The sequence below is a fragment of the Micromonospora fulviviridis genome, assembly GCF_014648395.1.
GTDB classification, from domain to species: domain Bacteria; phylum Actinomycetota; class Actinomycetes; order Mycobacteriales; family Micromonosporaceae; genus Micromonospora; species Micromonospora fulviviridis.
Genome location: NZ_BMRA01000004.1, coordinates 334,828 through 360,226, shown reverse-complemented (window position 1 = coordinate 360,226; position 25,399 = coordinate 334,828). Strand labels below are relative to the sequence as shown.

Annotated in this window: 21 protein-coding genes; 11 read left to right on the top strand and 10 right to left on the bottom strand. The window is 74.4% G+C overall.

The window, feature by feature from the left end; genetic code table 11:
* Positions 1-14: 14 nt before the first annotated feature.
* On the bottom strand, positions 15-470 hold the full coding sequence (locus tag IEY96_RS13080; protein WP_189195081.1) for an SRPBCC family protein: 456 nt from the start codon (positions 468-470) through the stop codon (positions 15-17).
* Between the two features lie 179 nt (positions 471-649).
* Here IEY96_RS13080 and IEY96_RS13075 point away from each other — a divergent pair, with 179 nt between their 5' ends.
* The 5 genes from IEY96_RS13075 to IEY96_RS13055 all read left to right on the top strand — a co-directional run bounded on the left by IEY96_RS13075 (position 650) and on the right by IEY96_RS13055 (position 7,636).
* Positions 650-2,455: an AMP-dependent synthetase/ligase gene (locus tag IEY96_RS13075; protein ID WP_189195080.1), complete on the top strand. Its 1,806-nt coding sequence runs from the start codon at positions 650-652 to the stop codon at positions 2,453-2,455.
* Positions 2,456-2,469: 14 nt separating this feature from the next.
* Positions 2,470-4,161, top strand: coding sequence for a sensor histidine kinase (locus tag IEY96_RS13070; RefSeq protein WP_189195079.1), 1,692 nt, complete (start codon positions 2,470-2,472; stop codon positions 4,159-4,161).
* Between the two features lie 7 nt (positions 4,162-4,168).
* The gene (locus tag IEY96_RS13065) at positions 4,169-4,837 is read left to right on the top strand and encodes a response regulator transcription factor (RefSeq protein ID WP_007072219.1); all 669 of its coding nucleotides are present in this window, start codon (positions 4,169-4,171) and stop codon (positions 4,835-4,837) included.
* 209 nt (positions 4,838-5,046) lie between these two features.
* On the top strand, positions 5,047-5,859 hold the full coding sequence (locus IEY96_RS13060; protein WP_189195078.1) for an SAM-dependent methyltransferase: 813 nt from the start codon (positions 5,047-5,049) through the stop codon (positions 5,857-5,859).
* Between the two features lie 88 nt (positions 5,860-5,947).
* Positions 5,948-7,636, top strand: coding sequence for a putative bifunctional diguanylate cyclase/phosphodiesterase (locus IEY96_RS13055; RefSeq protein ID WP_229791593.1), 1,689 nt, complete (start codon positions 5,948-5,950; stop codon positions 7,634-7,636).
* Positions 7,637-7,642: 6 nt separating this feature from the next.
* Here IEY96_RS13055 and IEY96_RS13050 read toward each other — a convergent pair whose 3' ends face one another.
* Positions 7,643-8,317 (bottom strand): LuxR C-terminal-related transcriptional regulator, encoded by a 675-nt coding sequence (locus IEY96_RS13050; protein ID WP_189195076.1) that lies wholly within the window; start codon positions 8,315-8,317, stop codon positions 7,643-7,645.
* Positions 8,269-9,567, bottom strand: a complete 1,299-nt coding sequence (locus IEY96_RS13045; protein ID WP_229791574.1) for a sensor histidine kinase — start codon at positions 9,565-9,567, stop codon at positions 8,269-8,271. The genes IEY96_RS13050 and IEY96_RS13045 overlap by 49 nt, the downstream gene beginning before the upstream one ends.
* Positions 9,568-9,719: 152 nt before the next feature.
* On the opposite strand from IEY96_RS13045, the gene IEY96_RS13040 reads away from it, so the two are divergent.
* Complete coding sequence (locus tag IEY96_RS13040; protein ID WP_189195075.1) at positions 9,720-11,828, top strand: MMPL family transporter; 2,109 nt, start codon at positions 9,720-9,722, stop codon at positions 11,826-11,828.
* Between the two features lie 42 nt (positions 11,829-11,870).
* Here IEY96_RS13040 and IEY96_RS13035 read toward each other — a convergent pair whose 3' ends face one another.
* From IEY96_RS13035 to IEY96_RS13020, 4 genes are all read right to left on the bottom strand, one after another.
* Positions 11,871-12,995, bottom strand: a complete 1,125-nt coding sequence (locus tag IEY96_RS13035) for a glycosyltransferase family 4 protein (protein ID WP_189195074.1) — start codon at positions 12,993-12,995, stop codon at positions 11,871-11,873.
* A complete protein-coding gene (locus IEY96_RS13030) occupies positions 12,992-14,251 on the bottom strand; it encodes a M48 family metallopeptidase (RefSeq protein ID WP_189195073.1) in 1,260 nt (419 codons plus the stop codon). The genes IEY96_RS13035 and IEY96_RS13030 overlap by 4 nt, the downstream gene beginning before the upstream one ends.
* Positions 14,252-14,350: 99 nt before the next feature.
* Positions 14,351-14,563, bottom strand: a complete 213-nt coding sequence (locus IEY96_RS13025) for a hypothetical protein (protein WP_189195072.1) — start codon at positions 14,561-14,563, stop codon at positions 14,351-14,353.
* Between the two features lie 132 nt (positions 14,564-14,695).
* Positions 14,696-16,096, bottom strand: coding sequence for an NYN domain-containing protein (locus tag IEY96_RS13020; protein ID WP_189195071.1), 1,401 nt, complete (start codon positions 16,094-16,096; stop codon positions 14,696-14,698).
* 127 nt (positions 16,097-16,223) lie between these two features.
* Here IEY96_RS13020 and IEY96_RS13015 point away from each other — a divergent pair, with 127 nt between their 5' ends.
* The 5 genes from IEY96_RS13015 (at position 16,224) to IEY96_RS12995 (ending at position 21,703) form a co-directional block, all read left to right on the top strand.
* Positions 16,224-17,981, top strand: a complete 1,758-nt coding sequence (locus tag IEY96_RS13015; RefSeq protein WP_189195070.1) for a DEDD exonuclease domain-containing protein — start codon at positions 16,224-16,226, stop codon at positions 17,979-17,981.
* 127 nt (positions 17,982-18,108) lie between these two features.
* On the top strand, positions 18,109-19,899 hold the full coding sequence (locus tag IEY96_RS13010) for a RelA/SpoT family protein (protein ID WP_189195277.1): 1,791 nt from the start codon (positions 18,109-18,111) through the stop codon (positions 19,897-19,899).
* Between the two features lie 49 nt (positions 19,900-19,948).
* Positions 19,949-20,488 carry an NUDIX hydrolase gene (locus IEY96_RS13005; protein WP_189195069.1) on the top strand — a complete coding sequence of 180 codons (540 nt, stop codon included), beginning with the start codon at positions 19,949-19,951 and terminating at the stop codon, positions 20,486-20,488.
* Complete coding sequence (locus tag IEY96_RS13000; RefSeq protein ID WP_229791573.1) at positions 20,485-21,363, top strand: nucleotidyltransferase family protein; 879 nt, start codon at positions 20,485-20,487, stop codon at positions 21,361-21,363. The genes IEY96_RS13005 and IEY96_RS13000 overlap by 4 nt, the downstream gene beginning before the upstream one ends.
* A 52-nt stretch (positions 21,364-21,415) precedes the next feature.
* Positions 21,416-21,703: an Lrp/AsnC family transcriptional regulator gene (locus IEY96_RS12995; protein ID WP_091122500.1), complete on the top strand. Its 288-nt coding sequence runs from the start codon at positions 21,416-21,418 to the stop codon at positions 21,701-21,703.
* Positions 21,704-21,764: 61 nt separating this feature from the next.
* Here IEY96_RS12995 and IEY96_RS12990 read toward each other — a convergent pair whose 3' ends face one another.
* From IEY96_RS12990 to qcrA, 3 genes are all read right to left on the bottom strand, one after another.
* The gene (locus IEY96_RS12990) at positions 21,765-22,439 is read right to left on the bottom strand and encodes a DUF4142 domain-containing protein (RefSeq protein WP_189195068.1); all 675 of its coding nucleotides are present in this window, start codon (positions 22,437-22,439) and stop codon (positions 21,765-21,767) included.
* Between the two features lie 210 nt (positions 22,440-22,649).
* Positions 22,650-24,281, bottom strand: coding sequence for a cytochrome bc1 complex cytochrome b subunit (gene qcrB, locus IEY96_RS12985; RefSeq protein ID WP_189195067.1), 1,632 nt, complete (start codon positions 24,279-24,281; stop codon positions 22,650-22,652).
* Entirely contained in the window at positions 24,278-25,366 is a 1,089-nt protein-coding gene (gene qcrA / locus IEY96_RS12980; RefSeq protein ID WP_189195066.1) for a cytochrome bc1 complex Rieske iron-sulfur subunit, read from the bottom strand. Before qcrA ends, qcrB begins: the two co-directional genes overlap by 4 nt.
* Positions 25,367-25,399: the final 33 nt, after the last annotated feature.

Here is a 25,399-nt window from a genome sequence, read left to right as displayed (position 1 = left end):
GGACGACGGTCGGGTCAGTGGGCCGCACCGAGTGCTTCTACCCGGCGCTTGAGCTGCTTCAACGCCGCGTCCATGATCATTTTCTCGGCCTTGCGGCGAAACATGCCGAGCATCCCCACGGAAAGCTCCACCTCGAGGGTGTAGGTCACCGTGGTCGTTCCGTCCGGGTTGCCGACCATGTCGTACGACCCGCGCTGGGACTTCTGCATCTTCGAGGGCGCCACGAGGTGCCACTCGATCCGGGAGATGTCCTCGGCGTACTCGTACGCCAGCACGTACTCGTCGGCCATCACGCCCGCGTCGATGGTGAACCGGACCTGGCTGGCGTAGCCGTCCTCGTACTCCTCGATCACGTCGGCCCGGCGCACCGCCTCGGTCCACTCCGGGTAGCGGGGGAAGTCGCAGATGACGGCCGCCACCCGGTCCGGTGACGCGCCGACGACGATCGACTGGGTGGAGGAGTCCGCCATGGGGGGAGGCTACCCGGCGACGGGCGGGCGTGCGCCGCTCCACCCCCGCCCGTCGCGGCGCGCCGGTGTCCCACCTGCCGGGCAGGCAACCTCCCTACCTCATCCCCCGGGGCGTACGGGTAGGTTTCGACTGAGCCGACCACGGCCGCCCCGGCCAGTGCGAGCACGAGGGAGTGCAGGTGCGCGAGTTCTCCGTTCCGCCGATCGTCACCGTCGGCGACGCGGCCAACCTGACCGACCCGGTCTGGGACAATGCCGAGGTCGCCCCCGACGCCGTGCAGTTCGTCCGCCGCGCCGCGGGCACGGGTGGCGCCTGGATCGACGTGACCTGCCGGCAGTTCCGCGACGAGGTCGTCGCCGTGGCCCGGGGTCTGGTCGCGGCCGGCGTGTCCCCCGGTGACCGGGTCGGGCTGATGAGCCGCACCCGCTACGAGTGGACGCTGCTCGACTACGCGATCTGGGCGGCCGGCGCGGTCACCGTGCCGATCTACGAGACCTCCAGCGCGGAACAGGCGGCCTGGATCCTCTCCGACTCCGGCGCGGTCGCCGTCGTGGTGGAGAACACCGGGCACGCCACCCTGGTCGCGGGGGTCCGCGACCGGCTGCCCGAGCTGCGCGAGGTCTGGCAGATCGAGCTGGGCGCGGTCGACGAGCTGGTCGCGGCCGGCGCGTCGGTCGACCCGGCCGAGGTCGAGGTACGCCGCTCGACCCTGAAGGCCGACGACGTCGCCACCATCATCTACACCAGTGGCACCACCGGCCGCCCCAAGGGCTGCGTGCTGACCCACCGCAACATCTACGCCGACATCGCCAACGCCGTGCCAGTGCTGCCGAACCTGTTCCGCGAGGGCGCCTCCACCCTGCTCTTCCTGCCACTGGCGCACGCCTTCGCCCGGCTCATCCAGGTCGGCGTGGTGCAGGCCCGGGCCACCATGGCGCACTGCTCGGACACCAAGAGCCTGGTCGGCGAGCTGCAGGAGTTCAAGCCGACCTTCGTGCTCTCCGTACCCCGGGTCTTCGAGAAGGTCTACAACGGCGCGCGGCAGAAGGCCGAGGCCGACGGCAAGGGCAAGATCTTCGACCGGGCCGAGAAGGTCGCCATCGCCTACAGCGAGGCGCTGGAGACCCCCGACGGCCCGGGCCTGGGCCTGCGCGCCCAGCACGCGCTCTTCGACAAGCTGGTCTACCGCAAGCTGCGCGCGGCGCTGGGCGGCCGCTGCCGGGACGCGATCTCCGGCGGCGCCCCGCTCGGCGCCCGGCTCGGGCACTTCTTCCGGGGCATCGGGGTGACCATCTGCGAGGGCTACGGCCTCACCGAGACCGCGCCGGCCGCCGCCGCGAACCTGCCCGGGCACACCCGGATCGGCACGGTCGGCCGGCCGCTGCCCGGCGTCACCATCCGGATCGACGACGACGGCGAGGTCCTGATCTCCGGGGAGATCGTCTTCCGGGGCTACTGGCACAACGAGGCGGCCACCGCCGAGGCGGTGAGCGCCGACGGCTGGTTCCGCACCGGCGACCTGGGCCAGCTCGACGAGGACGGCTACCTCTCCATCACCGGCCGCAAGAAGGAGATCATCGTGACCGCCGGCGGCAAGAACGTCGCGCCGGCGGTGCTGGAGGACCAGGTCCGGGCGCACCCGCTGGTCAGCCAGTGCGTGGTGGTCGGCGACCGGCAGCCGTTCATCGCGGCCCTGGTCACCATCGACGAGGAGGCGCTGCCGAAGTGGCTGGCCGCGCACGGCCGCCCCGAGGCCACCACCGTGGCCGAGCTGCGCGAGGACGAGACGCTGCGGGCCGAGGTGCAGGCCGCGGTCGACCAGGCCAACCAGGCGGTCTCCAAGGCCGAGGCGATCAAGGTGTTCCGGATCCTGCCGCAGGACTTCACCGAGGCGACCGGCGAGCTGACCCCCTCGCTCAAGGTCAAGCGGCAGGTCGTGCACAAGACGTACGCGGCGGAGATCGCCGATATCTACCGAGGCTGACTACCATCCGTCAGGTGCCCGCCTCGACACCCAGCCAACCGCCGACGCAGCCCCTCGCGGCCGCGGCGCGCGCGGTCATCCTCGCGCTGGTCGCCGCCCTGACCCTGTTCGCCACCCGCGACGCCGCGCAGCTGTGGTGGATCGCCCTGCTCGGCGTCGCCGGGCTGCCCGCCGTGCTGGCCCCGCAGCACCGGCTGCTCGCCCCGATCAGCCGCTTCGCCGAGGTGATGGTCCTCGGGCTGGCCGCCAGCCAGGTCGCCGCCGACACCCACCTCACCGGGGTGACCGGCGGGCTGGGCGCCTCGGCGGTGCTGCCGTACCTCGCCGTGCCGGTCACCGTGACCGCGCTGCGCCGCCGGTTCCGCGAGGGCGCGGCGCTGCTCGTGGTGGCGGCGGCCACCCTGCTGGTTAGCGCGGCCTTCACCGAGGTCGCCGGTGAGCCGCAGCTCGGTCAGCTCGGCTACCTGGCGGTCTGCGCGCAGTGGCTGATCCTGGCCGGCCTCGGCCTCTACACCGCCGGCACGCTCCAGCGGGTGATGCGGGTCCGCGGCGAGGGCAAGCCCCAGCCGTACGCGGAGGCCACCCGGCTGCTCACCCAGCTGCGCACGGTCGCACGCCAGCTCCCCGGCGCCACCCTGGACCCGGGCGGCATCTCCGAGCACCTGCTGGAGGAGCTGCGGGTCGTGGCCAAGACCGACCGGGGCGCGGTGCTGTCGGCCAGCGGGGGCGGCCGGCTCGTGGTGCTCGCCCAGATCGGCGCCGACCGGGTGGACTGGGAGACCACGCTCGACGCCGACTCGGCCATCGCCGACGCCTGGGCCAGCCAGCAGCCGACCACCTCGACCCGCTCGCAGGCCCGCTCCCGGGCCTCCGGCGAGGTCTCGGCGCTGATCGTGCCGCTGGTGGCCGGGGTGCGCACGGTCGGCCTGGTGGTCATCGAGGCGGACACCGCGCACGCGTACCCGCCGCCGGTGGTGTCCCGGGTGACCGCGCTGACCGGCCCGGCCGCGCTACGCCTGGAGGCCGCGCTGCTCTTCGACGAGGTGCGCTCGCTGGCCACCAACGAGGAGCGGCAGCGGCTGGCCCGGGAGATCCACGACGGGGTCGCCCAGGAGCTGGTCATGGTCGGGTACGGCATCGACAACGCCCTGGCCACGGTGCACGAGGACGCCGAGGAGACCGCCGACTCGCTGCGCACCCTGCGCCAGGAGGTCACCCGCGTGATCACCGAGCTGCGGCTGAGCCTGTTCGAGCTGCGCAGCGAGGTGGACCGGCACGGTGGCCTGGCCGCCGCCATCGCCGAGTACGCCCGCACCGTCGGCGCCTCCGGCGGCCTGCGGGTGCACCTGTCCCTGGACGAGTCCACCGCCCGGCTGCCCGCCGCCACCGAGGCCGAACTGCTGCGCATCGCGCAGGAGGCGGTGACCAACGCCCGCAAGCACGCCGGGGCGGCGAACCTGTGGGTTACCTGTGAGGTGGATCCCCCGTACGCTCAGATCGAAGTGTCGGATGACGGTCACGGCATCGGTGACCAGCGCCCCGACGGGCACTACGGTCTTGCGATCATGGCCGAGAGGGCGGAACGTATCCGGGGCCGGTTGGAGATCAGGCCGCGGCAACCCAGCGGCACTACCGTGGCGGTGGTACTCGGCTCCTCGCCCCGGCGCGATAAGGTGCGCGGCAGCGCAGCAGCAGAAGGGGAGTAACCCGAGGATGACCACTAGCCCGACACCGGCCACCCGGACCAAGGTCCTCCTTGTCGACGATCACGATTTGATCCGCAAGGGTCTGCGGCACGCCTTCGAGCGGGACCGGCAGTTCGAGGTCGTGGGCGAGGCCGCCACGGCCGCGGAGGGTGTGCGCCAGGCCGGCGCGCTCCAGCCGGACGTGGTGATCATGGACCTGCGGCTGCCCGACGGCAGCGGCCTGGAGGCGACGCGCGCCCTGCGCAAGTCCAGCGCGTCCATGGGCATCGTGGTGCTCACCATGTACGCCGGCGACGACCAGCTCTTCGGCGCCCTGGAGGCGGGGGCGAGCGCGTTCGTGCCGAAGACCGCCCCGGCCGACGAGGTCGTGGCCGCCGCCCGGCACGCCGCCTCCTCCCCCAGCGCGTTCACCGCGGCCGACCTGGCCGAGGCGATGAAGCGCCGGCTGGCCCCGTCCGGCCCGCAGCTGTCCCCCCGCGAGGGTCAGGTGCTGCGGCTGCTGGCCGACGGCATGAGCGTGGCCGGCATCGCCAAGCAGCTGTTCGTCAGCGAGTCGACCGCCAAGACGCACATCTCGAAGCTCTACGAGAAGCTCGGCGCCGCCAACCGCGCCCAGGCGCTGATGACCGCGCTGCGGCTGGGGCTGCTGGAGGCCCCCGACGCCCCGAAGTTCTGACGGCGTCGCACCAACTCGACGCCGGAGAGGCCCCGTCCGCACCCCGGACGCGGGCCTCTCCGGCATTCCGGGCACCCGTGACCGCGTACGGTGAGGGGCCGGACGCGTAGCGACGGTGGTCTTTGCACGGCGACGCCGGGCGGGCAGAATACCCGGGTGATCCGCGCGGCGGTGACCCCCGCGCGTCGCCGACACAAAGGGGCAAGCGCATGCAGCGGCCGGACTGGGCACCCGAGACTATCGACATCGAGCGCCCCAGCGTGGCCCGCATGTACGACTACTACCTCGGCGGCTCCCACAACTTCGCGGCCGACCGGGCCGCGGCCCGGGCCATGGTGGAGGCGGTGCCGGAGGCCCCGCTGATGGCCCAGGCCAACCGGGCCTTCCTCCGCCGGGCGGTGCAGTTCCTGGCCGACTCCGGGGTACGCCAGTTCCTCGACATCGGCTCCGGCATCCCGACCGTCGGCAACGTGCACGAGATCGCCCAGCGGATCGACCCGGAGTCCCGGGTGGTCTACGTCGACGTCGACCCGGTCGCCGTGGCGCACAGCCAGGAGATCCTGGCCGGCAACGACCGGGCCGCGGTGGTCCAGGAGGACCTGCGCCGGCCGGAGGCGATCCTGCGCCATCCCGAGGTCCGGAAGCTGCTGGACTTCTCCCAGCCGGTCGCCGTGATGATCGTGGCGGTGCTGCACTTCATCCCGGACGCGGACCGCCCGGAGGAGATCCTGCGGACGCTGCGCGCGGCGCTGGCCCCCGGCAGCTACCTGGTGATGTCGCAGGCCAGCGACGACGGCCGGGCCGGCACCGGCGAGCGGGCCGAGGCCGAGCGGGTCTACCGGCGCACCGACAACCAACTCTTCTTCCGCAGCCGGGCCGAGCTGTCCGCGCTCTTCGCCGGCTTCGAGCTGGTCGACCCGGGTGTGGTCTGGGTCCCGCAGTGGCGGCCGGACACCCCGGAGCAGGCGGAGAACGCCGCGCAGGCGGTCTTCATGGGCGGGGTCGGGCGGCTCGGTGGGTGACGACGGGCCCACCGCCACCACCTGCTCCCGCCCCGGCGCCTTCGCCCGGGCCTGGGCCAAGGCGGTCTCCGGGACCAGCTACCTGCCGATGACCCAGGCCCAGCTGGAGGCGCTGCTCCAGCGGCTCACCGAACGGCTGGCGCTGGCGCTGCGCACCGACCCGTTCGACCTGCGGATCGGCCAGCAGGTCGGGGCGGAGCTGGTGCAGGCGCACATCGCCTCGGCCGAAGGGCTCGGCCGCACCATCGAGGTGATCCAGCTCCGCCTGGTGCGGGACCTCGACCTGGCCGTCGACGACGTCGAGGACCGGATGGCCCGGCTGCTCGCCACCGTCGCCACCGGGTACGCCCGCGCCCTGCGCGACCGCACGCTCGACGAGCAGGAGGCCATCCGGCGGGCCGCCATGATGGCCCGGGCGCAGGCCGAACGGGCGCTGCGGGAGAGCGAGGCCCGGTTCCGGCACCAGGCCACCCACGACCCGCTGACCGACCTGCCCAACCGCACCCTGTTCACCGAGCGGCTCACCACCGCGATCACGGCGCCCGGGCGGGGCGCCGACCGGATCGGGGTCTGCTTCCTCGACCTGGACCGGTTCAAAGTGGTCAACGACTCCCTCGGCCACCAGGTCGGCGACTCGCTGCTGGTCTCGGTGGCGCGGCGGTTGCGGCGGGCCCTCGGCGAGCACCTGGTGGCCCGGCTCGGCGGCGACGAGTTCGTCATCCTGGTCGAGCGCACCGGCTGCACGGAGGACGTGGTCAAGGTGGCCGAGGCGGCCCTGGCGGCGGTGAGCGAGCCGGCGCTGGTCGACGGGCACGAGCTGACCGTGTCGGCCAGCGTCGGCATCGTGGAGCGGCAGGTGGCCGGCACCTCGCCGATGGAGCTGATGCGCGCGGCGGACAGCACCCTGCACTGGGCCAAGGCGGCCGGCGGGGCCCGCTGGTCGATCTTCGACGCCGACCGCAACCGCCGCGAGCTGGCCCGCTACGCCCTCTCCGCGGCGATCCCCACGGCGCTGGACCGGGGCGAGTTCTACCTCGACTACCAGCCGCTGACCGGGCTGCGGGACGGCCGGGTGGTCGGCATGGAGGCGCTGGTCCGCTGGCGCCACCCGGAGCTGGGTGTGCTCCGCCCGGACAGCTTCATCCCGCTCGCCGAAGAGACCGGCCTGATCGTCCGGCTCGGCAGCTGGGTGCTCGCCGAAGCGTGCCGCGAGGCGGGGACCTGGGCGGCCGGGGCGGCCGAGGCCCCGTTCGTCAGCGTCAACCTGGCCGTCCGCCAGCTGCACCGGCCCGGGCTGGTGCAGGAGGTGCAGGGCGTGCTGGGGCGCACCGGCCTGCCCGCCGAACGGCTGCAGCTGGAGATCACCGAGAGCACCATGATGAGCACCGTGGCGGAGCCGGTCCGGGCCCTGCGGGTGCTGGCCGACCTGGGCGTGCGGGTGGCCATCGACGACTTCGGCACCGGCTACTGCAACCTGGCGTACCTGCGGGACCTGCCGGTGAGCGAGCTGAAGGTGGCCGGCGAGTTCGTGGCCGGGCTGCGCGCCCCGGCCGACGACCCGGGCAGCCGCACCGACGAGCGGATCCTCGCCTCGCTGGTCTCCCTGGCGCACGCCCTCGGCCTGACCGTCACCGCCGAGGGGGTGGAGACCGCCGACCAGGCGGACCGGCTGCGCGCCATCGGCTGCGACGCCGGGCAGGGCTGGCACTTCGGCCGCCCCGGACCGGCCGTGCCGCACCTGGGCCGCTCCCCCGCCCTGACCGACACCGCCTCCTGAGCCCGGTCAGGCCGGGGTACGCGGCCGCCGGCCGTCCTCCCCGTGCAGGTACGCCAACACGGCCAGCACCCGCCGGTTGTCGTCGCTGGACGGCGGCATCCGCAGCTTGCTGAAGATGTTGTTGATGTGCTTGTTGACCGCCTTCTCCGTGACGAAGAGCCGGGCCGCGACCGCCGCGTTGGAGCGGCCCTCGGCCATCAGGCCCAGCACCTCCCGCTCCCGGGGGGTCAGCTCGTCCAGCGGCCCCGCCCCGGACCGGCTGGCCAGCAGCTGGGCGACCACCTCCGGGTCCATCACCGTGCCGCCGGCGGCCACCCGGCGGACCGCGTCGACGAACTGGTCCACGTGGGACACCCGGTCCTTGAGCAGATAGCCCACCCCGCCGAGCCGGTCGGAGAGCAGCTCCCGGGCGTAGAGCTGCTCGACGTGCTGGGACAGCACGAGGATCGGCAGCCCGGGGATCTCGGCGCGGGCCCGGATGGCGGCCTGCAACCCCTCGTCGGTGAAGGTGGGCGGCAGCCGCACGTCGAGCACCGCGACGTCCGGGCGGTGCGCGGTCAGCGCGGGCAGCACCGAGGGTCCGTTGTCGACGGCCGCGACCACCTGGCAGCCGAACGCCTCCAGGATGCGGATCAGCCCGTCCCGGAGGAGGGCGAGATCCTCGGCGATGACAACTCGCACGGCAGCTCCATGCTGATGACGGTGGGCCCACCGGCCGGACTGGTCACCACCATCGTCCCATCGAACGCGGCCAGCCGGCGCCCCATCCCCGCCAGGCCGCTGCCCGCCGCCGGGTCGGCACCGCCACGCCCGTCGTCACCGACCACGATCGTCAGCCGCCCGTCGGTGTGGCCCAGCTCGACCCAGGCCCGGGACGCACCGCTGTGCTTGCTCACGTTCGCCAGCCCCTCCGCCACCGCGAAGTACGCGGCGGACTCCACCGGGGCGGCCGGGCGGCCCGGCAGGTCGACGGTCACCGCCACCGGCAGCGGCACGGCCAGCGCCAGCGCGCGTACGGCGCCCGCCAGGCCGCGCTCGGCGAGCACCGGCGGGTGGATGCCGCGTACCAGCCCGCGCAGCTCGGCCAGGGCCTGCCCGCTGGTCTCCCGCGCCTCGGCGAGCAGCCGCCGCACCGCCTCCGGGTCGTCCCCCACGAGCTGCTCGGCCAGGCCGATGCTCATGCTCAGCGCGACGATCCGGGCCTGCGCCCCGTCGTGCAGGTCCCGCTCGATCCGCCGCAGCTCGGCCGCCTGCGCGTCCACCGTCTCGGCCCGGGTGACGGTGAGCTGGCGGACCCGCAGCGCCAGTTCGGCCGTGCGGGTCGGCGGCAGGAAGAACCGGGCGAAGGCCAGGTGCAGCCAGACCAGCCAGCGCCCCGCGGCGAGCCCGCCGACCAGGAACAGCGCGCCCAGCGGGAAGCAGAGCAGCGCCTCGAAGAGGTTGTCGATCGGCCAGAACGGGCCGTAGCCGAAGCCGACGGTCAGGTGCAGCACCAGTGGGAGTCCGAGCACGCCCTCCAGGCCGTACACCGGCAGGACGAAGGCGGCCAGGCAGACCGCGCCGGTGACCGCGCCGGGCAGCAGCCAGGACAGGTCGCGCCAGGTGGCCGGGTCACCCACGACCCAGCGGAACCGCCGCCACGTGCCGAACTGCGCCCCCGCCGGCGCCGGCAGGTAGGGCGTGGCCATCTCCACCCCGCCCCACCGGGCCAGCCGGCGGTGCAGCCCCACGCAGAGCCGGACCAGCGCGGTGACCACCGGGAAGAGCGCGAACCCCACGCCGAACACCGGGATGAGCAGCAGCGACACCAGGGACAGCACGAAGAGCGCGACGTGCGTGGCCAACGACAGCAGGGCGATCAGCAGCCCCTGCGCGGCGGTGACCGCGCCGGGCCGGATCCAGGTGCGGAGCAGTCCGCGTACGCCGTCCACGGCCCCATTCTGCGGCACGGGTGGCGCGGGACCGGTGGTGCTGGCACCACCCCGGGCGGCGCGCTGGCACCCCTGACCCGCGCCGGCCCGGGCCGAAGGATCGGAGGCAGGGGTCGCCGACCCCGCAACCGTGACGACGAAAGGGAATTCGGATGTCCCCGCAACGCCTGGCCGGCCTGCCCGCCGGCCGCCGCGGCAAGTACGCGGTCCTCCTGCTCTGGCTGGCGCTGCTCGTGGCGGCCGGCCCGCTCGCCGTCAAGCTCGGCGAGGTGCAGGACAACTCGACGCTCGGCGCGCTGCCGGCCGGCGCCGAGAGCAGCCGGGCCGCGCAGCGGGCCGAGGCGGCCTTCCCCGACTCGCGGCACCCCCTGGCCGTCGCCGTGTACGTCCGCGACACCGGGCTCACCCCGGCCGACCGGGCCCGGGTCGACGCCGACCGCGCCGCCTTCGCCCGGTACGCCGACGGCGGCACGGTGTCCCCGCCGGTGGCCTCCGCCGACGGCCGGGCGTTGCTGCTCTCCCTGCCGGTCAGCCTCGACGACGAGCGGCGCGCCGAGGCGGTCGGCGCGCTCAAGGACCGGCTGGCCGACGGCGCGCCACCCGGCCTGCGGACCGCGCTGACCGGGGAGGCGGCCGCCGAGCACGACGTATTCGACGCGTTCTCCGGAATGGACGGCGCGCTGCTGCTGGCCACCGCGCTCACCGTCGCCCTGCTCCTGCTGGTCACCTACCGCAGCCCGGTGCTGTGGCTGATCCCGCTGGTCGCGGTGGCCGTCGCCAACCAGCTCGCCGGGGCGGTGGTCTACCTGCTGGCCCGGCACGCCGGGCTGGCCGTCGACTTCCAGAGCCAGACCATCCTCACCGTGCTGGTCTTCGGCGTCGGGGTGGACTACGCCCTGCTGCTCATCGCCCGCTACCGGGAGGAGCTGCGCCGGCACGCCGACCGGCACGCCGCCATGGCGGTCGCGTTGCGCCGCTCGGCCGGCGCGGTCTGCGCCTCGGCGGCGACCGTCGCGATCGGACTGCTGTGCCTGCTCGCCGCCGACCTGCCGGCCACCCGCGGCCTGGGTCCGGTCGGCGCGGTCGGCATCGCCGCGGCGCTGCTGGCCATGACCACCCTGCTGCCGGCGGTGCTGGTGCTGTGCGGCCGCTGGCTGTTCTGGCCGTTCGTGCCCCGGTACGCCCCCGGCGCCGACACCCGGGACCGCGCCGCCGACCACGGGGTGTGGCGCCGGATCGCCGGCGTGGTCGCCGGCCGGCCCCGGGCGGTCTGGCTCGGCACCGCCGCCGCGCTGGCCGCGCTGACCCTGGGCATCGGCAACCTCGGCCTGGGTCTGCCCGACGACGAGTCGTTCACCACCGAGGTCGGCTCGGTCGCCGGGCAGCGGCTGATCGCCGCCCACTACCCGGGCGGCTCGGCCGCGCCCGCCGAGATCCTGGCCGCCGCCGGTACGGCCGACCGGGTGGTGGCCGCCGCCCGCGCGGTGCCGGGCGTCGCCGAGGTCGGCGCGCCGGAGCGCTCGGCGGACGGCCGGTGGGTCCGGGTGCCGGCCGTGCTCGCCGGCGCGCCGGACAGCGACGCCGCCCGGGACACGGTGACCCGGCTGCGGACCGCCGTGCACGCGGTGCCCGACGCGCGGGCCCTGGTCGGCGGGCGGACCGCCACGCTGCTCGACGAGGAGCGCACGGTGAACCGGGACAACCGGGTGGTCATCCCGCTGGTGCTCGCGGTCGTCCTGGTCATCCTGGTGCTGCTGCTCCGGTCGCTGGTCGCGCCGCTGCTGCTGATGGCCAGCGTGGTGCTGTCCTACGCGGCCGCCATGGGGGCGGCCGGACTGCTGCTCGACGCCCTGGGCCACCCCCGGCTCTTCGTCGGGGTCCCGTTGCAGGCGTTCCTGTTCCTGGTGGCGCTCGGGGTGGACTACACGATCTTCCTGATGACCCGGGCTCGGGAGGAGGTCGCCCGGATCGGGCACCGGCCGGGCGTGCTGCGCGCGCTGACCGTCACCGGCGGGGTGATCACCAGCGCGGGCGTGGTGCTGGCCGCAACCTTCGGCGCGCTGCTGGTGCTGCCGCTGGTGCCGTCGGTGCAGATGGGCGTCATCGTGGCGGTCGGCATCCTGCTCGACACCCTGCTGGTGCGCAGCCTGCTGATCCCGGCGCTGACCCTGGACCTCGGCGTGCGCACCTGGTGGCCGGGGCGCCTCGCCCGGCGGTCGCCGCGGCCGGCCCCGGCGGAGCCGGCCCTGGCTCGCACCTGACCCGCTCGTGTTCGTGACCCCGGCCCGGCTCCCGGGCCGGGGTCAGCCGGCGAGCAGGCCGGCCATCCGCTCGGCCTGGGTCTCCCAGCGCCACTCACGCTCCACCCAGGCCCGGCCGGCCGCGCCGAACTCGCGGGCCAGGTCCCGGTCGGCGAGCAGGGTGGCCACCCGGTCGGCGAGCTGGGCCACGTCCCGGCCGCGGACCACGTATCCGGTCTCACCCTCGCGGACCGCGTCCGGCGCGCCACCGGAGTCGCCGGCCACCACCGGCAGCCCGGTCGCGCTGGCCTCCAGGTAGACGATCCCCAGGCCCTCGACGTCGAGGCCCCGGTTGCGGGTCCGGCAGGGCATCGCGTAGACGTCGCCGGCCGCGTAGTGGGCGGGCAGCTCGGCCGAGGGCACCGAGCCGGTGAACACCACGTCGCGTTCCACCCCGGTCTGCCGGGCCAGCTTCTCCAGCGTCGCCCGGTAGGGGCCGCCGCCGACGACCAGCAGCGCGGCGTCCGGCACCCGGCGCCGGATCTCCGGCATCGCCCGGATGAGCATGTCCTGCCCCTTGCGCGGCACCAGGCGCGAGACGCACACCACGACCGGCCGGTCGGCCAGCCCCAGCCGCAGCCGCACCCGTTCACCGTCGACGCCCGGGTGGTAGGTGTCCACGTCGACCCCCGGGGCGAGCCGGCGCAGCTCGGTCACCCCGTCCAGCACCCGGGCCAGCCGGACCCGGGTGTACTCGCCGAGGTAGGTGGTGACGTCCACGCCCCGCCCGATCCGGCGCAGCGCCGACCGGGCGCCGGGCAGCGTGGCCCAGCCGGCCTCGTGCCCGTGGGTGAGCGCCACCGCCCGGCGGATCCCGGCCCGCCGGCGCAACCCCGCCGCGAGCAGCCCCAGCGGAGCTGCCGCGCCGAACCACACCGTGTCGCAGTCGTACGCCCGCGCCAGCCGCGCCGCCCGGCGGGCCACCAGCGGGGTGGGCAGCAGCACCTTGGTGCGCTCCCGGACCACCTCGAACGGCTGGTCGGCGTCGAACTTGGCGGCGCCGCGCCAGCTCGACGCGTAGACCACCACCGAGCCCGGTGGCTGGCGCACCGCCAGGTTGTGCACGAACGACTGGATGCCGCCGGGGCGGGGCGGGAAGTCGTTGGTGATCAGCAAGGTGCGGCTCATCCGCCGGACTCCCTGGCGTAGGCGCGGGCGGCGGCCATCCGCTCCACGGTGGACGGGTGGGACGCGGACCAGAGGTATTCCCAGCGGGGCGGGTCGGGGTCGGACAGGTTGACCCCGGCCAGCCGGCGCTGCATCGCCTCGAAGGTGGCCGGGTCGCCGGTGAGCGCCAGCGCGTGCGCGTCGGCGCGGGCCTCCACCCGCCGGGAGACCAGCGCCTGCACCGGCGTGGCCACCAGGCCGGCCACCGTGACCAGCGCGATCAGCAGCGGGAACGCCCGGGGCTGGGCGATCGAGTCGACGCCGGCCAGCCGCAGCAGCGGCGTCCAGGAGCCGATCAGGTAGAGCGCCACCACCGCGGCGGCGGCGCCCAGCGCCCCGATGAGGGTGCCGGTCCAGACGTCCCGGTCCTTGGCGTGCCCCAGCTCGTGGGCGACCACGCTGGTCACCTCCGCCGGGTCGGCCTCGCGCAGCAGGGTGTCGTAGACGACCACCCGCCGGGTCGGCCCCAGGCCGGAGACGTACGCGTTGACCGCCCGGGTCCGCCGCGAGGCGTCGGCGACCAGCACGTCGCGGACCGGCACCCCGTCCCGGGCCGCCAGGCTGGTCAGCTCGGTGCGCAGCGGGCCGGGCTCCATGGGGGTGAACCGGTTGAACACCGGCTCGACCAGCACCGGCAGCACGAACGACAGCAGCACCACCAGCGCGGCGGCGCCGGCCGCGCCGAACGCCCACCACCAGCGCGGGGCGAGCCGGACCACCGTGTAGAAACCGAGCAGGACGAGCGCGCCGATGACCGCGCTGACCGCGTACGACTTGAGCAGGTCGACCGCCCAGCCGCCCCAGCCCTGGGTGCTCAGCCCGTAGCGGGTCAGCACGGTCTGCCGCCAGGCGGCGAAGGGCAGGGTGAGCAGGTCGGCGAGGAACATCACGGCCAGCCCGCCGAGCACCGCCTGGGCGGTCCAGTGGCCGCCGAAGGGCCGCCCGGCCAGCTCGACCAGGCGGCCGCCGAGCGGGGTGAGCCCGAGCACCAGGGCCACCACCAGGCCGACGGCGAGCGCCGACCAGCCGGCCGGGCGCAGCGCGCCGTGGAAGGCCCGGCCCCGGGCCACCTGCTCGACGGGAAGCGCGCGCAGCGCCGCGAGCTGGTCGGCGCGGGGCGCCGGCGGCCGGCTCCACGGGATCAGCAGCGCCGCCGCGAGAAGCAGCGCCACGGCCAGCCCGGCCAGGGTCAGCACCGCCCAGCCACGCGGGGTCACCGCCCCACCCGCCGTACCCGCGTCATGCCGCTCCCCTCCCGCCGTGAGGGCCCATCCTAAGGCCCGGCGCGTGCCGGGTGGCCGCGGTGCCGCGGGCGATCAGGCGACGCGACGGCGGCGGACCGGCTTCCGGGGAGCGGGCGGGGCGGGCAGCACCTGCACCTCGAACCCGGCCCGGGCGAACACCTCGATCGCCCGGTGCTCGGCGGGGCCCAGGTCGGCCGCCGCGGCGCCGGTGTCGAGCAGCGCGGTCACCAGGCAGCCGGAGCACCCGGCGCCGCGGATCCCGCAGGTGCCGCAGTCGATGAGCATCAACGCCTCCTGACGCGTGGCCGGTGGCGGACAGGAGAGGGACCACCACCGTCGGTCACCACGAGGCTAGGCCGGGGGTGTGACAGAACCGGACAACGAGGCAGCACCCACCCCGAATCCGATCATCGGGCCTCAGGACCGGGCGAGCCGCCGCAGCAGCGAGTCCGCGCCGAGCGGGTAGGCGCCGTGCCGGCGTACCCCGTCGGCGACCTCGCGGTCGGAGGAGACCACCACCACCGGCCGGCCGGCCGGCTCGGCGCGGACCAGCCGGCGGATCAGCTCGTCCGCCGTCTCCCCCTTGCGGGAGAAGAGCACCCGCACCCCGCGCGGCGTGGGCGGCAGCCCGTGGATGCGCTCGGCGCCGTCGAAGACCACGGTGACCTCGTCGCCGGTCTGCGCGGCGATCCCGCCCAGCCCGCTGATCAACCGCTTGCGCTGCTGCTCCAGCGACATCTCGCCGAAGCCCCGCTTGGTGACGTTGTAGCCGTCCACGACCAGGTGCGCCTTGGGCAGGGCGAGCAGCTGGTCGAGCCGGGCCGGGTCGTCGGTGTCCCGCGCCCGGGCCGCGGCCCCGGCCGGGGTGGCCGCCGACTGGTCGGCGAACGCGTCGGCGACGAAGTCGGCGGGCAGCTTCTCCACCGGATCCAGGGCCAGCTCCCGGCGGAGCCCGACGGCGGCCTGCCCGATGGTCTCCAGCAGCAGCCAGAGCTTCGCCTCGTCGACCGACCGGGCCTCCTTGGCGCTGACCCGGGCCACCCCGGCCGCGGCCTCCGCCTCGGCCAGCCGGGCCCGGGCGCGGCGCAGCTCGGCGTCCGCGTCGGCCGCCGCGCGGGCCGCGCGGCCCCGCTCGGTGGCCAGCATCTCGGTGGCCTTGCGCTCCCGGGCCTGGGTCTCCCGCAGGGTACGGGCGAGCTGCCGGGCCTCCTCGCGAAGCTGGCCCAGCTCCTCGCGGACCCGGGCGAGCTCGTCGCGGAGCTTCTCCGCCTCCACCCGGGCCACCGCCCGGTCGTGCTCGGCGCGGGTGGCCCGCTGCTCGGCCTCGCGGACCAGCTCGGCCACCACCGCACTGTCCGCCTCGGCCCGCACCGCGGCGCCGCTGGCCTCGATCAGCTCCCGCCAGCCGCGGGGCCGGGCCAGGTAGGCCAGGGCGGCCACCTCGACCGGGTCGGCGGCCGCCGGGGCGGTCCCCTCCACCACGGCCGCGCCGAGGTCGCCGGCGTCGGCGAGCACCCGGGCGGTGACCCGCTGCCGGAACAGCGGGTCGGCGGTGAGCTGGGCGGCGATGGCCGGGGCGCCGAGCCGGGCGCGCCGGTTGGGGGCGAACTTGGCCACCCGGCGCAGCGGCACCGGCACCTCGTCGGCGGCCAGCCCGGGCAGCACCGCGGCGGTGAGCGCCACGATCCGCTGCCGGACCGGCTCGGGCAGGGTCGGCTCCGGCTCCGGCGGGGTCGAGGGGCTCTCACCGGCCTCGAGCGCGCCGACCACCGGCTCCTCCGCGGAGGAGTGGTCGTCGTGCGGCTCGGTGAGGGGCATGTGGCAAGTCTCCCACCCCGAACGGGCCCACCGCCGGGTGAGTGAGCCGATCTCTCATCCTACCGCCGTGGTAGCGAATGGTACTGGTGGGACGGGAGTGTCGGACCCCGCCGCTAGCGTGCCGCGGGTGACGCGAGCGGAGTACGTCCAGGAGGCGCTGGCCGGCCTGGACCGGGCGGCGGGCACGGGGGTCGACCCCGCGCTGCCGCTCTACGCGACCACCTTCGTGGTGGTCGACCTGGAGACCACCGGCGGCGCGCCGGACGGCGGCGGGATCACCGAGATCGGCGCCGTGAAGGTGCGCGGCGGCGAGGAGCTGGGCGTGCTCGCCACCCTGGTCAACCCGGGGGTGCCGATCCCGCCGTTCATCACCGTGCTGACCGGTATCACCCAGGCCATGCTGCTCCCCGCCCCGCCGATCGAGCAGGTGCTGCCGAGCTTCCTGGAGTTCATCGCCGACGCCGTGCTGGTGGCCCACAACGCGCCCTACGACGTGGGCTTCCTCAAGGCCGCCTGCGCCCGGCACGGCTACTCCTGGCCCAACCCGCGGGTGCTGGACACCGCCGCGCTGGCCCGCCGGGTGCTCACCCGCGACGAGGTGCCCAACCGCAAGCTGGGCACCCTGGCGGCCTACTTCCGCACCGCCACCCAGCCCACCCACCGGGCGCTGGACGACGCCAAGGCCACCGTCGACGTGCTGCACGGGCTGATCGGCCGGCTCGGCGGGCACCGGGTCGACACCGTCGGCGAGGCCATCGAGTTCGCCCGGGCGGTCACCCCGACCCAGCGCCGCAAGCGGCACCTCGCCGAGGGGCTGCCGAAGGTGCCCGGGGTCTACATCTTCCGGGCCGCCGACGACCGGCCGCTCTACGTCGGCACCTCCGGCGACATCGCCACCCGGGTGCGCAGCTACTTCACGGCCGCCGAGAAGCGGGCCCGGATCTCGGAGATGCTGGCCGCAGCCGAGCGGGTGGAGGCCGTCGAGTGCGCCCATTCCCTGGAGGCCGAGGTGCGCGAGCTGCGGCTGATCGCCGCGCACGCGCCGCCGTACAACCGGCGGTCGAAGTATCCCGAGCGCCAGGTCTGGCTGAAGCTGACCGACGAGGCGTACCCCCGATTGTCGATCGTGCGCGACCTGGCCCCCACCGACTCGGCCTACCTCGGCCCGTTCCGCTCGAAGCAGGCCGCCGAGCTGGCCGCCGCCGGGTTCCACGACGCGGTGCCGCTGCGCCAGTGCACCCACCGGCTGTCCCGGCGCACCACCATGCCGGCCTGCGCGCTGGCCGAGCTGGGTCGCTGCCCGGCGCCCTGCGAGCACCGGATCACCCCCGAGGAGTACGACCACCGCGCCGCCGTTCCGTTCCGCACCGCCACCCGGGACGACCCGCAGGTGGTGGTGGACGCCCTGCTGGCCCGGATCGAGGTGCTCTCCGACGCCCGGCGCTACGAGGAGGCCGCGGTGGTCCGCAGCCGGCTCGCCGCGGTGCTGCGCGCGGCGGTGCGGATGCAGCGGCTGGCCGCGCTGACCGGCATCGCCGAGCTGGCCGCCGCACGCCCGGCCGCCCGGGGCGGCTGGGAGCTGGCCCTGGTGCGGCACGGCCGGCTGGCCGGTGCCGGGGTGTCCCCGCCGGGTGTCCACCCGCGACCGACCATCAGCGCGATCCGGGCCACCGCCGAGACGGTCCTGCCCGGGCACGGCCCGGTGCCGGCCGCCACCGCCGAGGAGACCGAGCGCATCCTGTCCTGGTTGGAGCGACCGGAGACCCGGCTGGTGGAGACCTCGGCGGGGTGGGCCTCGCCGGTCGCCGGCGCGGGCCGGTTCCGGGACCTGTTGACCAAGGCGGAAAACGGGGCGTCCCACCAACTCTCGACCGAACGCTCATGACCAAGTGTCCGATCGGACTACGTCAACTCGCTTAGGCTGTTAGAGAAGTGCAGTCCTGCCCGATTCGCGGGCCTGCTCCCGGTTGCCGGCTTCGGCGACCCGGGGCCGGGGTGAGGAGGTGTCCCAGGTGGACGTCGACGCCGGACACGGCGCCGCCCTGGGCGGCGCCCTTCCGACCCAGCCCGGCGAACTGCCCCTCTCCCGCCGCCTGCGCTCCCTGCTCACCTGGCCCACCACCGACGGCGACCCGGTCACCGCGCTGGTCCGCGCCCATCGCGGCATCCATCCCAGCGCCGACGCGTCGGTGCTGCGGCGGGCCTACACGATCGCCGAGAACATGCACCGCGGCCAGTTCCGCAAGAGCGGCGAACCGTACATCACCCACCCGCTGGCGGTCGCCCAGATCTGCGCCGACCTCGGGATGGACACCACCACGCTGGTCGCCGCCCTGCTGCACGACACCGTCGAGGACACCCGCTACACCCTCCAGGCGCTCCAGGAGGACTTCGGCCGCCAGGTGGCCCACCTGGTCGACGGGGTGACCAAGTTCGACAAGGCGTTCTACGGCAAGGCCGCCGAGGCGGAGACCGTCCGCAAGATGATCGTGGCGGCCGGCAAGGACGTCCGCGTGCTGATCATCAAGCTGGCCGACCGGCTGCACAACATGCGCACCCTCGGGGTCCGTTCGGCCGCCTCCCGGGAGCGGATCGCCCGCAAGACCCAGGAGGTGCTCGTCCCGCTCTGCGACCGGCTGGGCATCCAGACCCTCAAACGCGAGCTGGACGACGTGGTGCTGCTGCACCTGCGGCCGGAGGAGCACGCGCGGATCGCCCGGTTCGTGCACGACCGGCCGGGCTGGGACGCCTACCTGGACGACGTGGTGGCGAAGACGCGGGTGGCGCTGCGCCGCAGCCGGGTGGACGCCGAGGTCGGTCCCCGTCCCCGGCACCTCTACTCGATCTGGAAGGACACGGTGGCCGGCGACCACGCCGCCCCCTACGACCTGCCCCGCATCGCCATCGTGGTGGACGGCCCGGCCACCGACTGTTACGCCGCGCTCGGCGCGGTGCACGGGCTCTGGCGGCCGGTGCCGGGTCGCTTCAAGGACTTCATCGCCTCTCCGAAGAACAACCTCTACCGCTCCCTGCACACCAGCGTCTGCGGTCCCCAGGACCGGACCGTCGAGGTGCTGATCCGCACCGAGGAGATGCACCGCGCGGCGGAATACGGCGTCGCCGCCCACTACCGATTCCCGCGCGCCACCGGCCGGTCGGGCGACCGGGCCGACGAGCTGGCCTGGCTGCGCCGGGTGCTCGACTGGGAGCAGGAGACGGTCGACCCCACCCAGTTCATGGAGTCGCTCCGCTGCGACCTGGCCGAGGCGCAGATCCAGGTGGTCGCCGACGGGCGGCAGGTGGTGCTGCCGGCCGGGGCCACCCCGGTCGACCTCGCCTACGAGCTGGGCACCGAGCGGGGCGACCACTGCCTCGCCGCGCGGATCAACGGCCGGCTGGCCCCGCTCTCCTCCGAGCTGGAGGAGGGCGACGTGGTGGAGATCTTCACCGAGAGCGACGCGGAGAGCGGCTTCGAGGTCGACGTGGCGCCGCGCGGGCCGCGCCGCGAGTGGCTGGGCTTCGTCAAGTCCCCGCACGCCCAGATGCAGATCAACCGCTGGTTCGCCGAGCACACCGAGCCGGGCATCTCGATCGCCGACAAGGTACGCCTCGGCCGGGCCACCATCGGCCTGGCGCTGCGCAAGCACAACCGGGGCCTGGCCAGCGACCTGCCGCTGCTGCGGCTCTCCGAGGAACTCGGCTACCCCGACCTGGAGACCCTGCTCGTGGCGGTCTTCGACCGCACGGTGGAGCCGGACACGGTGGTCCAGCAGCTGATCGATCTGGTCGACCACCGGCAGTAGGCGAGCTCCGCTCATCCACCGGCGCCGCCCGGCCACTAGCCTTACAGGCATGATCCCCCGCGCGCGTGCCACCGGACGGGCCCTCGGCTACCAGATCTTCTACCGGCTCCCGGTCCCGCTGCGGCGCCGGCTGGTCCGGCTGGCCGTGCCGAAGTACATCGTCGGCGCGGTCACCCTGGTGCGGGACACCGAGGCCGAGGGGGCGGGGCGGATCCTGCTGCTGCGCCAGCCGCCCGGCCACAGCTGGACGCTCCCGGCCGGTCTGCTGCAGCGCGGCGAGGCGCCGGTGGTCGGGGCGGCCCGCGAGCTGTACGAGGAGTCTGGCATCCGGCTCTCCCCCGAGCGGCTCCGCCCGGCCGTGCCGAACGCCGTGGTGCACGCCAAGGGCTGGGTGGACGTGGTCTTCGAGGCCGAGGTGCCGGCCTCCCGCACCGAGCTGGCGGTGGACGGCGCCGAGGTCTTCGAGGCCGCCTGGCACCCGCTGGACGACCTGCCCCGGCTGAGCCGGGCCACCGCCAACCTGCTCCGCTACTACGGCATCGGCCCGCGCGCGGGTGAGGTCCCGCCGGCGGCGCCACCCGCCGCGTGACCGCTCCCGCGACCGGGCCCGGCTGGCGGGCCGCCGTGGACGTCTGCGCGGTGGTGCTCGCCGCCGGCGAGGGCACCCGGCTGCGCCCGCTCACCGCGCACCTGCCGAAGGCGCTGTGCCCGGTCGGCAACGTGCCGCTGCTCGACCGGGCGCTCGACCGGCTGGCCGGGCTGGGCCTGGTCGGGCCGGACCGGGTCGCGGTGAACGCCTGCTATCTGGGCGGGCAGGTGGTGGCGCACGTGGGCGCCCGCGCGCACCTGTCGGTCGAGCCGGGCGACCCGCTCGGCACCGCCGGCGGGCTGGGCAACCTGCGCGACTGGATCGCCGGCCGGGGGGTGCTGGTCGGCAACGCCGACGCGTACCTGGCCGACCCGGACGCCCCGCCGGGGCCGGACGTGGCGGCGCTGCTGGACGGCTGGGACGGGCGGAGCGTACGCCTGCTCGGCCAGCCGGCGGACGACCCGGCGGCCCCCGGCACCTTCAGCGGCCACCGGTTCGTGGGGTTCTCGCTGCTGCCCTGGCGGCTGGTCCGGGAGCTGCCGGCGGCCTTCGGCGACCTGGTCCGGGCGGTCTGGCGGCCGGCGGAGGCGGCCGGCGCGCTCACCGTGCTCCCCTACCGGGGCACCTTCTACGACACCGGCACCCCGGCCGACTACCTGGCCGCCAACCTGCACGCGGCCGGCCCCGGCGGCCTGGTCGACCCGTCCGCGACGGTCGACGGGCCGGTGACCCGCTCGGTGGTCGGGGCGGGCGCCGTGGTGCGCGGCGCGGTGGACCGGTCGGTCGTCTGGCCCGGCGCGACGGTCGCCGCCGGGGAACGCCTCAGCGAGGTGATCCGGGCTGGCAGCGACCTCACCGTCCCGGCGACCCGGTGACCCGCTGAGCCTCTAGCATGGGCCTCGACGCCGACGAACGGAGAAATGTCCCGTGATCACCGCGATCGTGCTGATCGACTGCGCCACCGACTCCATTCCCGAGGTGGCCGAGACGCTGGCCAACCTGCCCGGCGTCAGCGAGGTCTACTCGGTGGCCGGGCACGTCGACCTGATCGCCATGGTCCGGGTCCGCGAGTTCGAGCAGATCGCCCAGGTCATCGCCGGCAGCATCTCCAAGGTGCCCGGGGTGATCAACACCGAGTCGCACATCGCGTTCCGCGCCTACTCCCAGCACGACCTGGAGGAGGCGTTCGCGATCGGGCTGGCGAACGCCGACTGACCGCAGGCGGGTGGCCGGCCCGCCCCCGTGGGGCGGACCGGCCACCGTCGGCCGTATCGCGTCAGCTCTGGCCGGGCGCCGGGGTCTCCGTGGTGCCCGGAGCGGGCTCCTCGGTGCCGGTGCCACCCGGGGCCGGCGACTCGGTGCCACCCGGACCCGGCGACGTGGTGCCGCCCGGGCTGGGCGTGCCGCTGGCGCTGGTCTGCGGGACCGGGACGCCCAGGGTCTGGGCCAGGGCCACCAGCGCGTCGTAGTGCGCCTGGAGGACCGGCAGGGCGTCCTGGGCGATCTGGACCACCGACTGCTCGGAACCCTGCGAGATCTCGGTCTGGGTCGCCTGGATGGCCTGCACGTGGCCGGCCAACTGGGCGGTCACCCACGCCTTGTCGAACTCGGCGCCGCTCAGGTTGTTCAGCCGGTCGAGGACCTTCTGCTGGTCGGCGGTCGGGTCGGACGGCAGCTGGACGTTGAGCTGCTGGGCGGTGGACTGCACCGTCTGGTCCAGCTGGGTGTGGTCCGTGACGAACATCTTGCCCAGGTCCTTGACCTGCTGATTCTGGCCCTTCTGCTGCGCCAGGTTACCCGCGGTGATCTCGAACAGGTTCACCTGGTGCACCGCCTGCAGGTACTGGGTGTCCTGCGTCGACGGCTGCGCCGCTGGCTGGGCCGCGGCGGCCGGCGCCAGTCCCACGAGCACCAGCGCGGCCAGCAGGCCCAGGCGTTTGATTCCCAACATGCTTTCCCCCCCTTGAGACGTTGGACCGCACGGATACCCGGCTCACCGGGGTTATTCCTGCGATTCCACCCGTCCGTGTCAGGGGGTGGCGGGACACCGGAGCGGGGCCGACGGGCGTCCGGTGGGCGGAACGGGACGGCCGGGCCGGAAACGGCCGTGGCGCCCGCCGGTGATCCGGCGGGCGCCACGGTCAGTCGTGCCTGGGCGGGGTCAGCGGCGGCTCTCGCCGCTGCCGATCTCCTCCCGCTCCGGTCGGGGCTCGACCGGCGGGTGCCCCGGCGAGACCGGCGCCTCGGCCGGCTTCTCGATCGGGTAGAAGAAGCCCCGGATGGCCGGGCCGAGGGCGCCGAGCCGGTTCATCTTCTTGGGCACCACCCAGCCGACGTAGTCCAGCGCCGGAGCGTGGCCGTCGTGCCCGTCGACCGGGGTGAGCGGCTGGTGGACCTCGACGAACCGGCCGTCGGGCAGCCGCTTGATGATGCCGGTCTCCACGCCGTGGGCCAGCACCTCCCGGTCGTGCTGCTGGAGACCCAGGCAGATCCGGTAGGTGAAGTAGTAGGCCAGCGGCGGGACGACCAGCAGGCCGATCCGGCCGGCCCAGGTCATCGCGTTCAGGCTGATGTGGAACTTGTCGGCGATCACGTCGTTGCCGCCGGAGAGGGTCAGCACGATGTAGAAGGAGACCGCCATGGCGCCCACCGCGGTCCGGGCCGGCACGTCCCGGGGCCGCTGGAGCAGGTTGTGGTGCTTGTAGTCCTTGAGGCGGCGCGCCTCCAGGAACGGGTACATCGTCGACAGGCCCACCAGGATGCCGGGGAGCACGACCGTCGGCCAGAACAGCGGCGGGATGACGTACCCGTCGCCGATCGGGATGCTGATCTCCCAGGCCGGCATGAGTCGGGTCGAGCCGTCGAGGAACATGACGTACCAGTCGGGCTGGCTGGCGGCCGAGACCACCCACGCCTCGTACGGGCCGAAGTACCAGATCGGGTTGATCTGGAACAGGCCACCCATCAGCGCGATCACGCCGAAGACGACCATGAAGAAGCCGCCCTGCTTGAGCGCGTAGCGCGGGAACATCCGCTCGCCGACCACGTTCTCGTTGGTCCGGCCGGGGCCGGGCCACTGGGTGTGCTTCTGCTTGAAGACCAGGCCCAGGTGGGCGCTGATCAGCGCCACCAGCAGACCCGGGATGAGCAGCACGTGGGCGATGAAGAACCGGCTGATGATGATGGTGCCCGGGAACTCCCCGCCGAAGATCGACGAGCTGACCCAGGAGCCGATCACCGGGATCGACAGGATGATGCCGGAGGCGATCCGCAGACCGGTGCCGGAGAGGCCGTCGTCCGGCAGCGAGTAGCCGGTGAAGCCGGCCAGGAAGCCGACCCAGAACAGCAGCGAGCCGATGATCCAGTTGGTCTCACGCGGCTTGCGGAACGCGCCGGTGAAGAACACCCGGAGCATGTGCACCACGATGGCGGCCATGAACAGCAGCGCCGCCCAGTGGTGCATCTGCCGCATGATCAGACCGCCCCGGACGTCGAACGACAGGTCCAGGCTGGAGGCGTAGGCGGCCGACATCGGGGTGCCCCGCAGCGGGGCGTAGCTGCCGTCGTAGACCACCTCGGTCATCGCCGGCTCGTAGAAGAAGGTCAGGAAGACGCCGGTCAGCAGCAGGACGATGAACGAGAAGAGCGCGATCTCGCCCAGCAGGAAGGACCAGTGGTCGGGGAAGACCTTGTTCAGCAGCTTGCGCAGCGGGGTCGCCACCTGGAAGCGGTCGTCCACCGCCCCGGCGGTCTTGGCCGGCAGCGCGGCCGCATCAAACTTTCGGCGCTTCATGGCCGCTCCCAGAAGTCGGGACCGATGGTTTCGGTGTAGTCGGACCTCGCCACGAAGAAGCCCTCCTCGTCCACCTCGATCGGCAGCTGGGGCAGCGGCCGGTTCGCCGGGCCGAAGACCGGCATGGCGTTGTCGGTGATGAGGAACTGCGACTGGTGGCAGGGGCAGAGCAGCCGGTTGGTCTGCTGCTCGTAGAGGCTGGCCGGGCAACCGGCGTGCGTGCAGATCTTGGAGAACGCGACGTAGTTGCCCCACATGTAGTCGCCGTGGCCCTTGCGCTCGTTGGCGGCGCGCGACTTCTGCGCGTCGTCCTCGCGCAGGTGGATCAGCAGGGTCGGCGAGTCGGCGTGCTTGTTGCTGACGCCGCCGTCGATACCCGGGAACACGGTGAGCTGGCCGCCGACGCTGACGTCCGCCGGGCGGATCGGCCGGCCGTCCTCGCGGACCAGCCGGATCCGCTTGCCGTCCTCGGCCGGCTTGAAGCCGGTGGTGAACATCTGGTTGTTCTTGTGCGGGTTCGAGATCAGGCCACCGACCAGCGGGGCCGCGACGACCGCGCCGACCGGCGCCAGGCCGGCGAGCAGCGAGATGCCGAGCAGCGGCCGGCGCTTCACCCCGAGCTCGTCGGCCATGTAGAGCATGGTCTCGCCGGTGATCCGGCGGTCCGCCGGGGAGCCCGGCTGGTCGTGCCGGTCCTGGATCGAGACCTCCTTCGGCAGCAGCTTCTTGCCCCAGGTGAGGATGCCGAAGCCGATGCCGAGGAGCGCGATGCCGAGGGTCACGCCGAGCAGCGGGGTGTAGTACTTGTCGCCGCCGCGGCCGGCCTCCCAGTTCCACGGCCACCAGATGTAGATGGCCAGGAAGGCGGTGGCCGCGACGCCGGTCAGCAGGAACATCGTGGCGACCGTGCGGGTCAGCCGGCGCTCCGCCTTGCTGCCCGGGACCACCTGCGGCTCGTAGTGGACGATCTCGATGTCGTCCCGCCGCGCGCCCTCCTGGACGATGTCGAACCGGGAGAGCCGGGGGTCGTTCACGTCGAGCGGCTCCCGGCCCTGCGGGGCCTGGTGCTCGGTGTGGGTGCTCATGCCGTCACCTCGCTACGGGTGACGCCGGGGGTC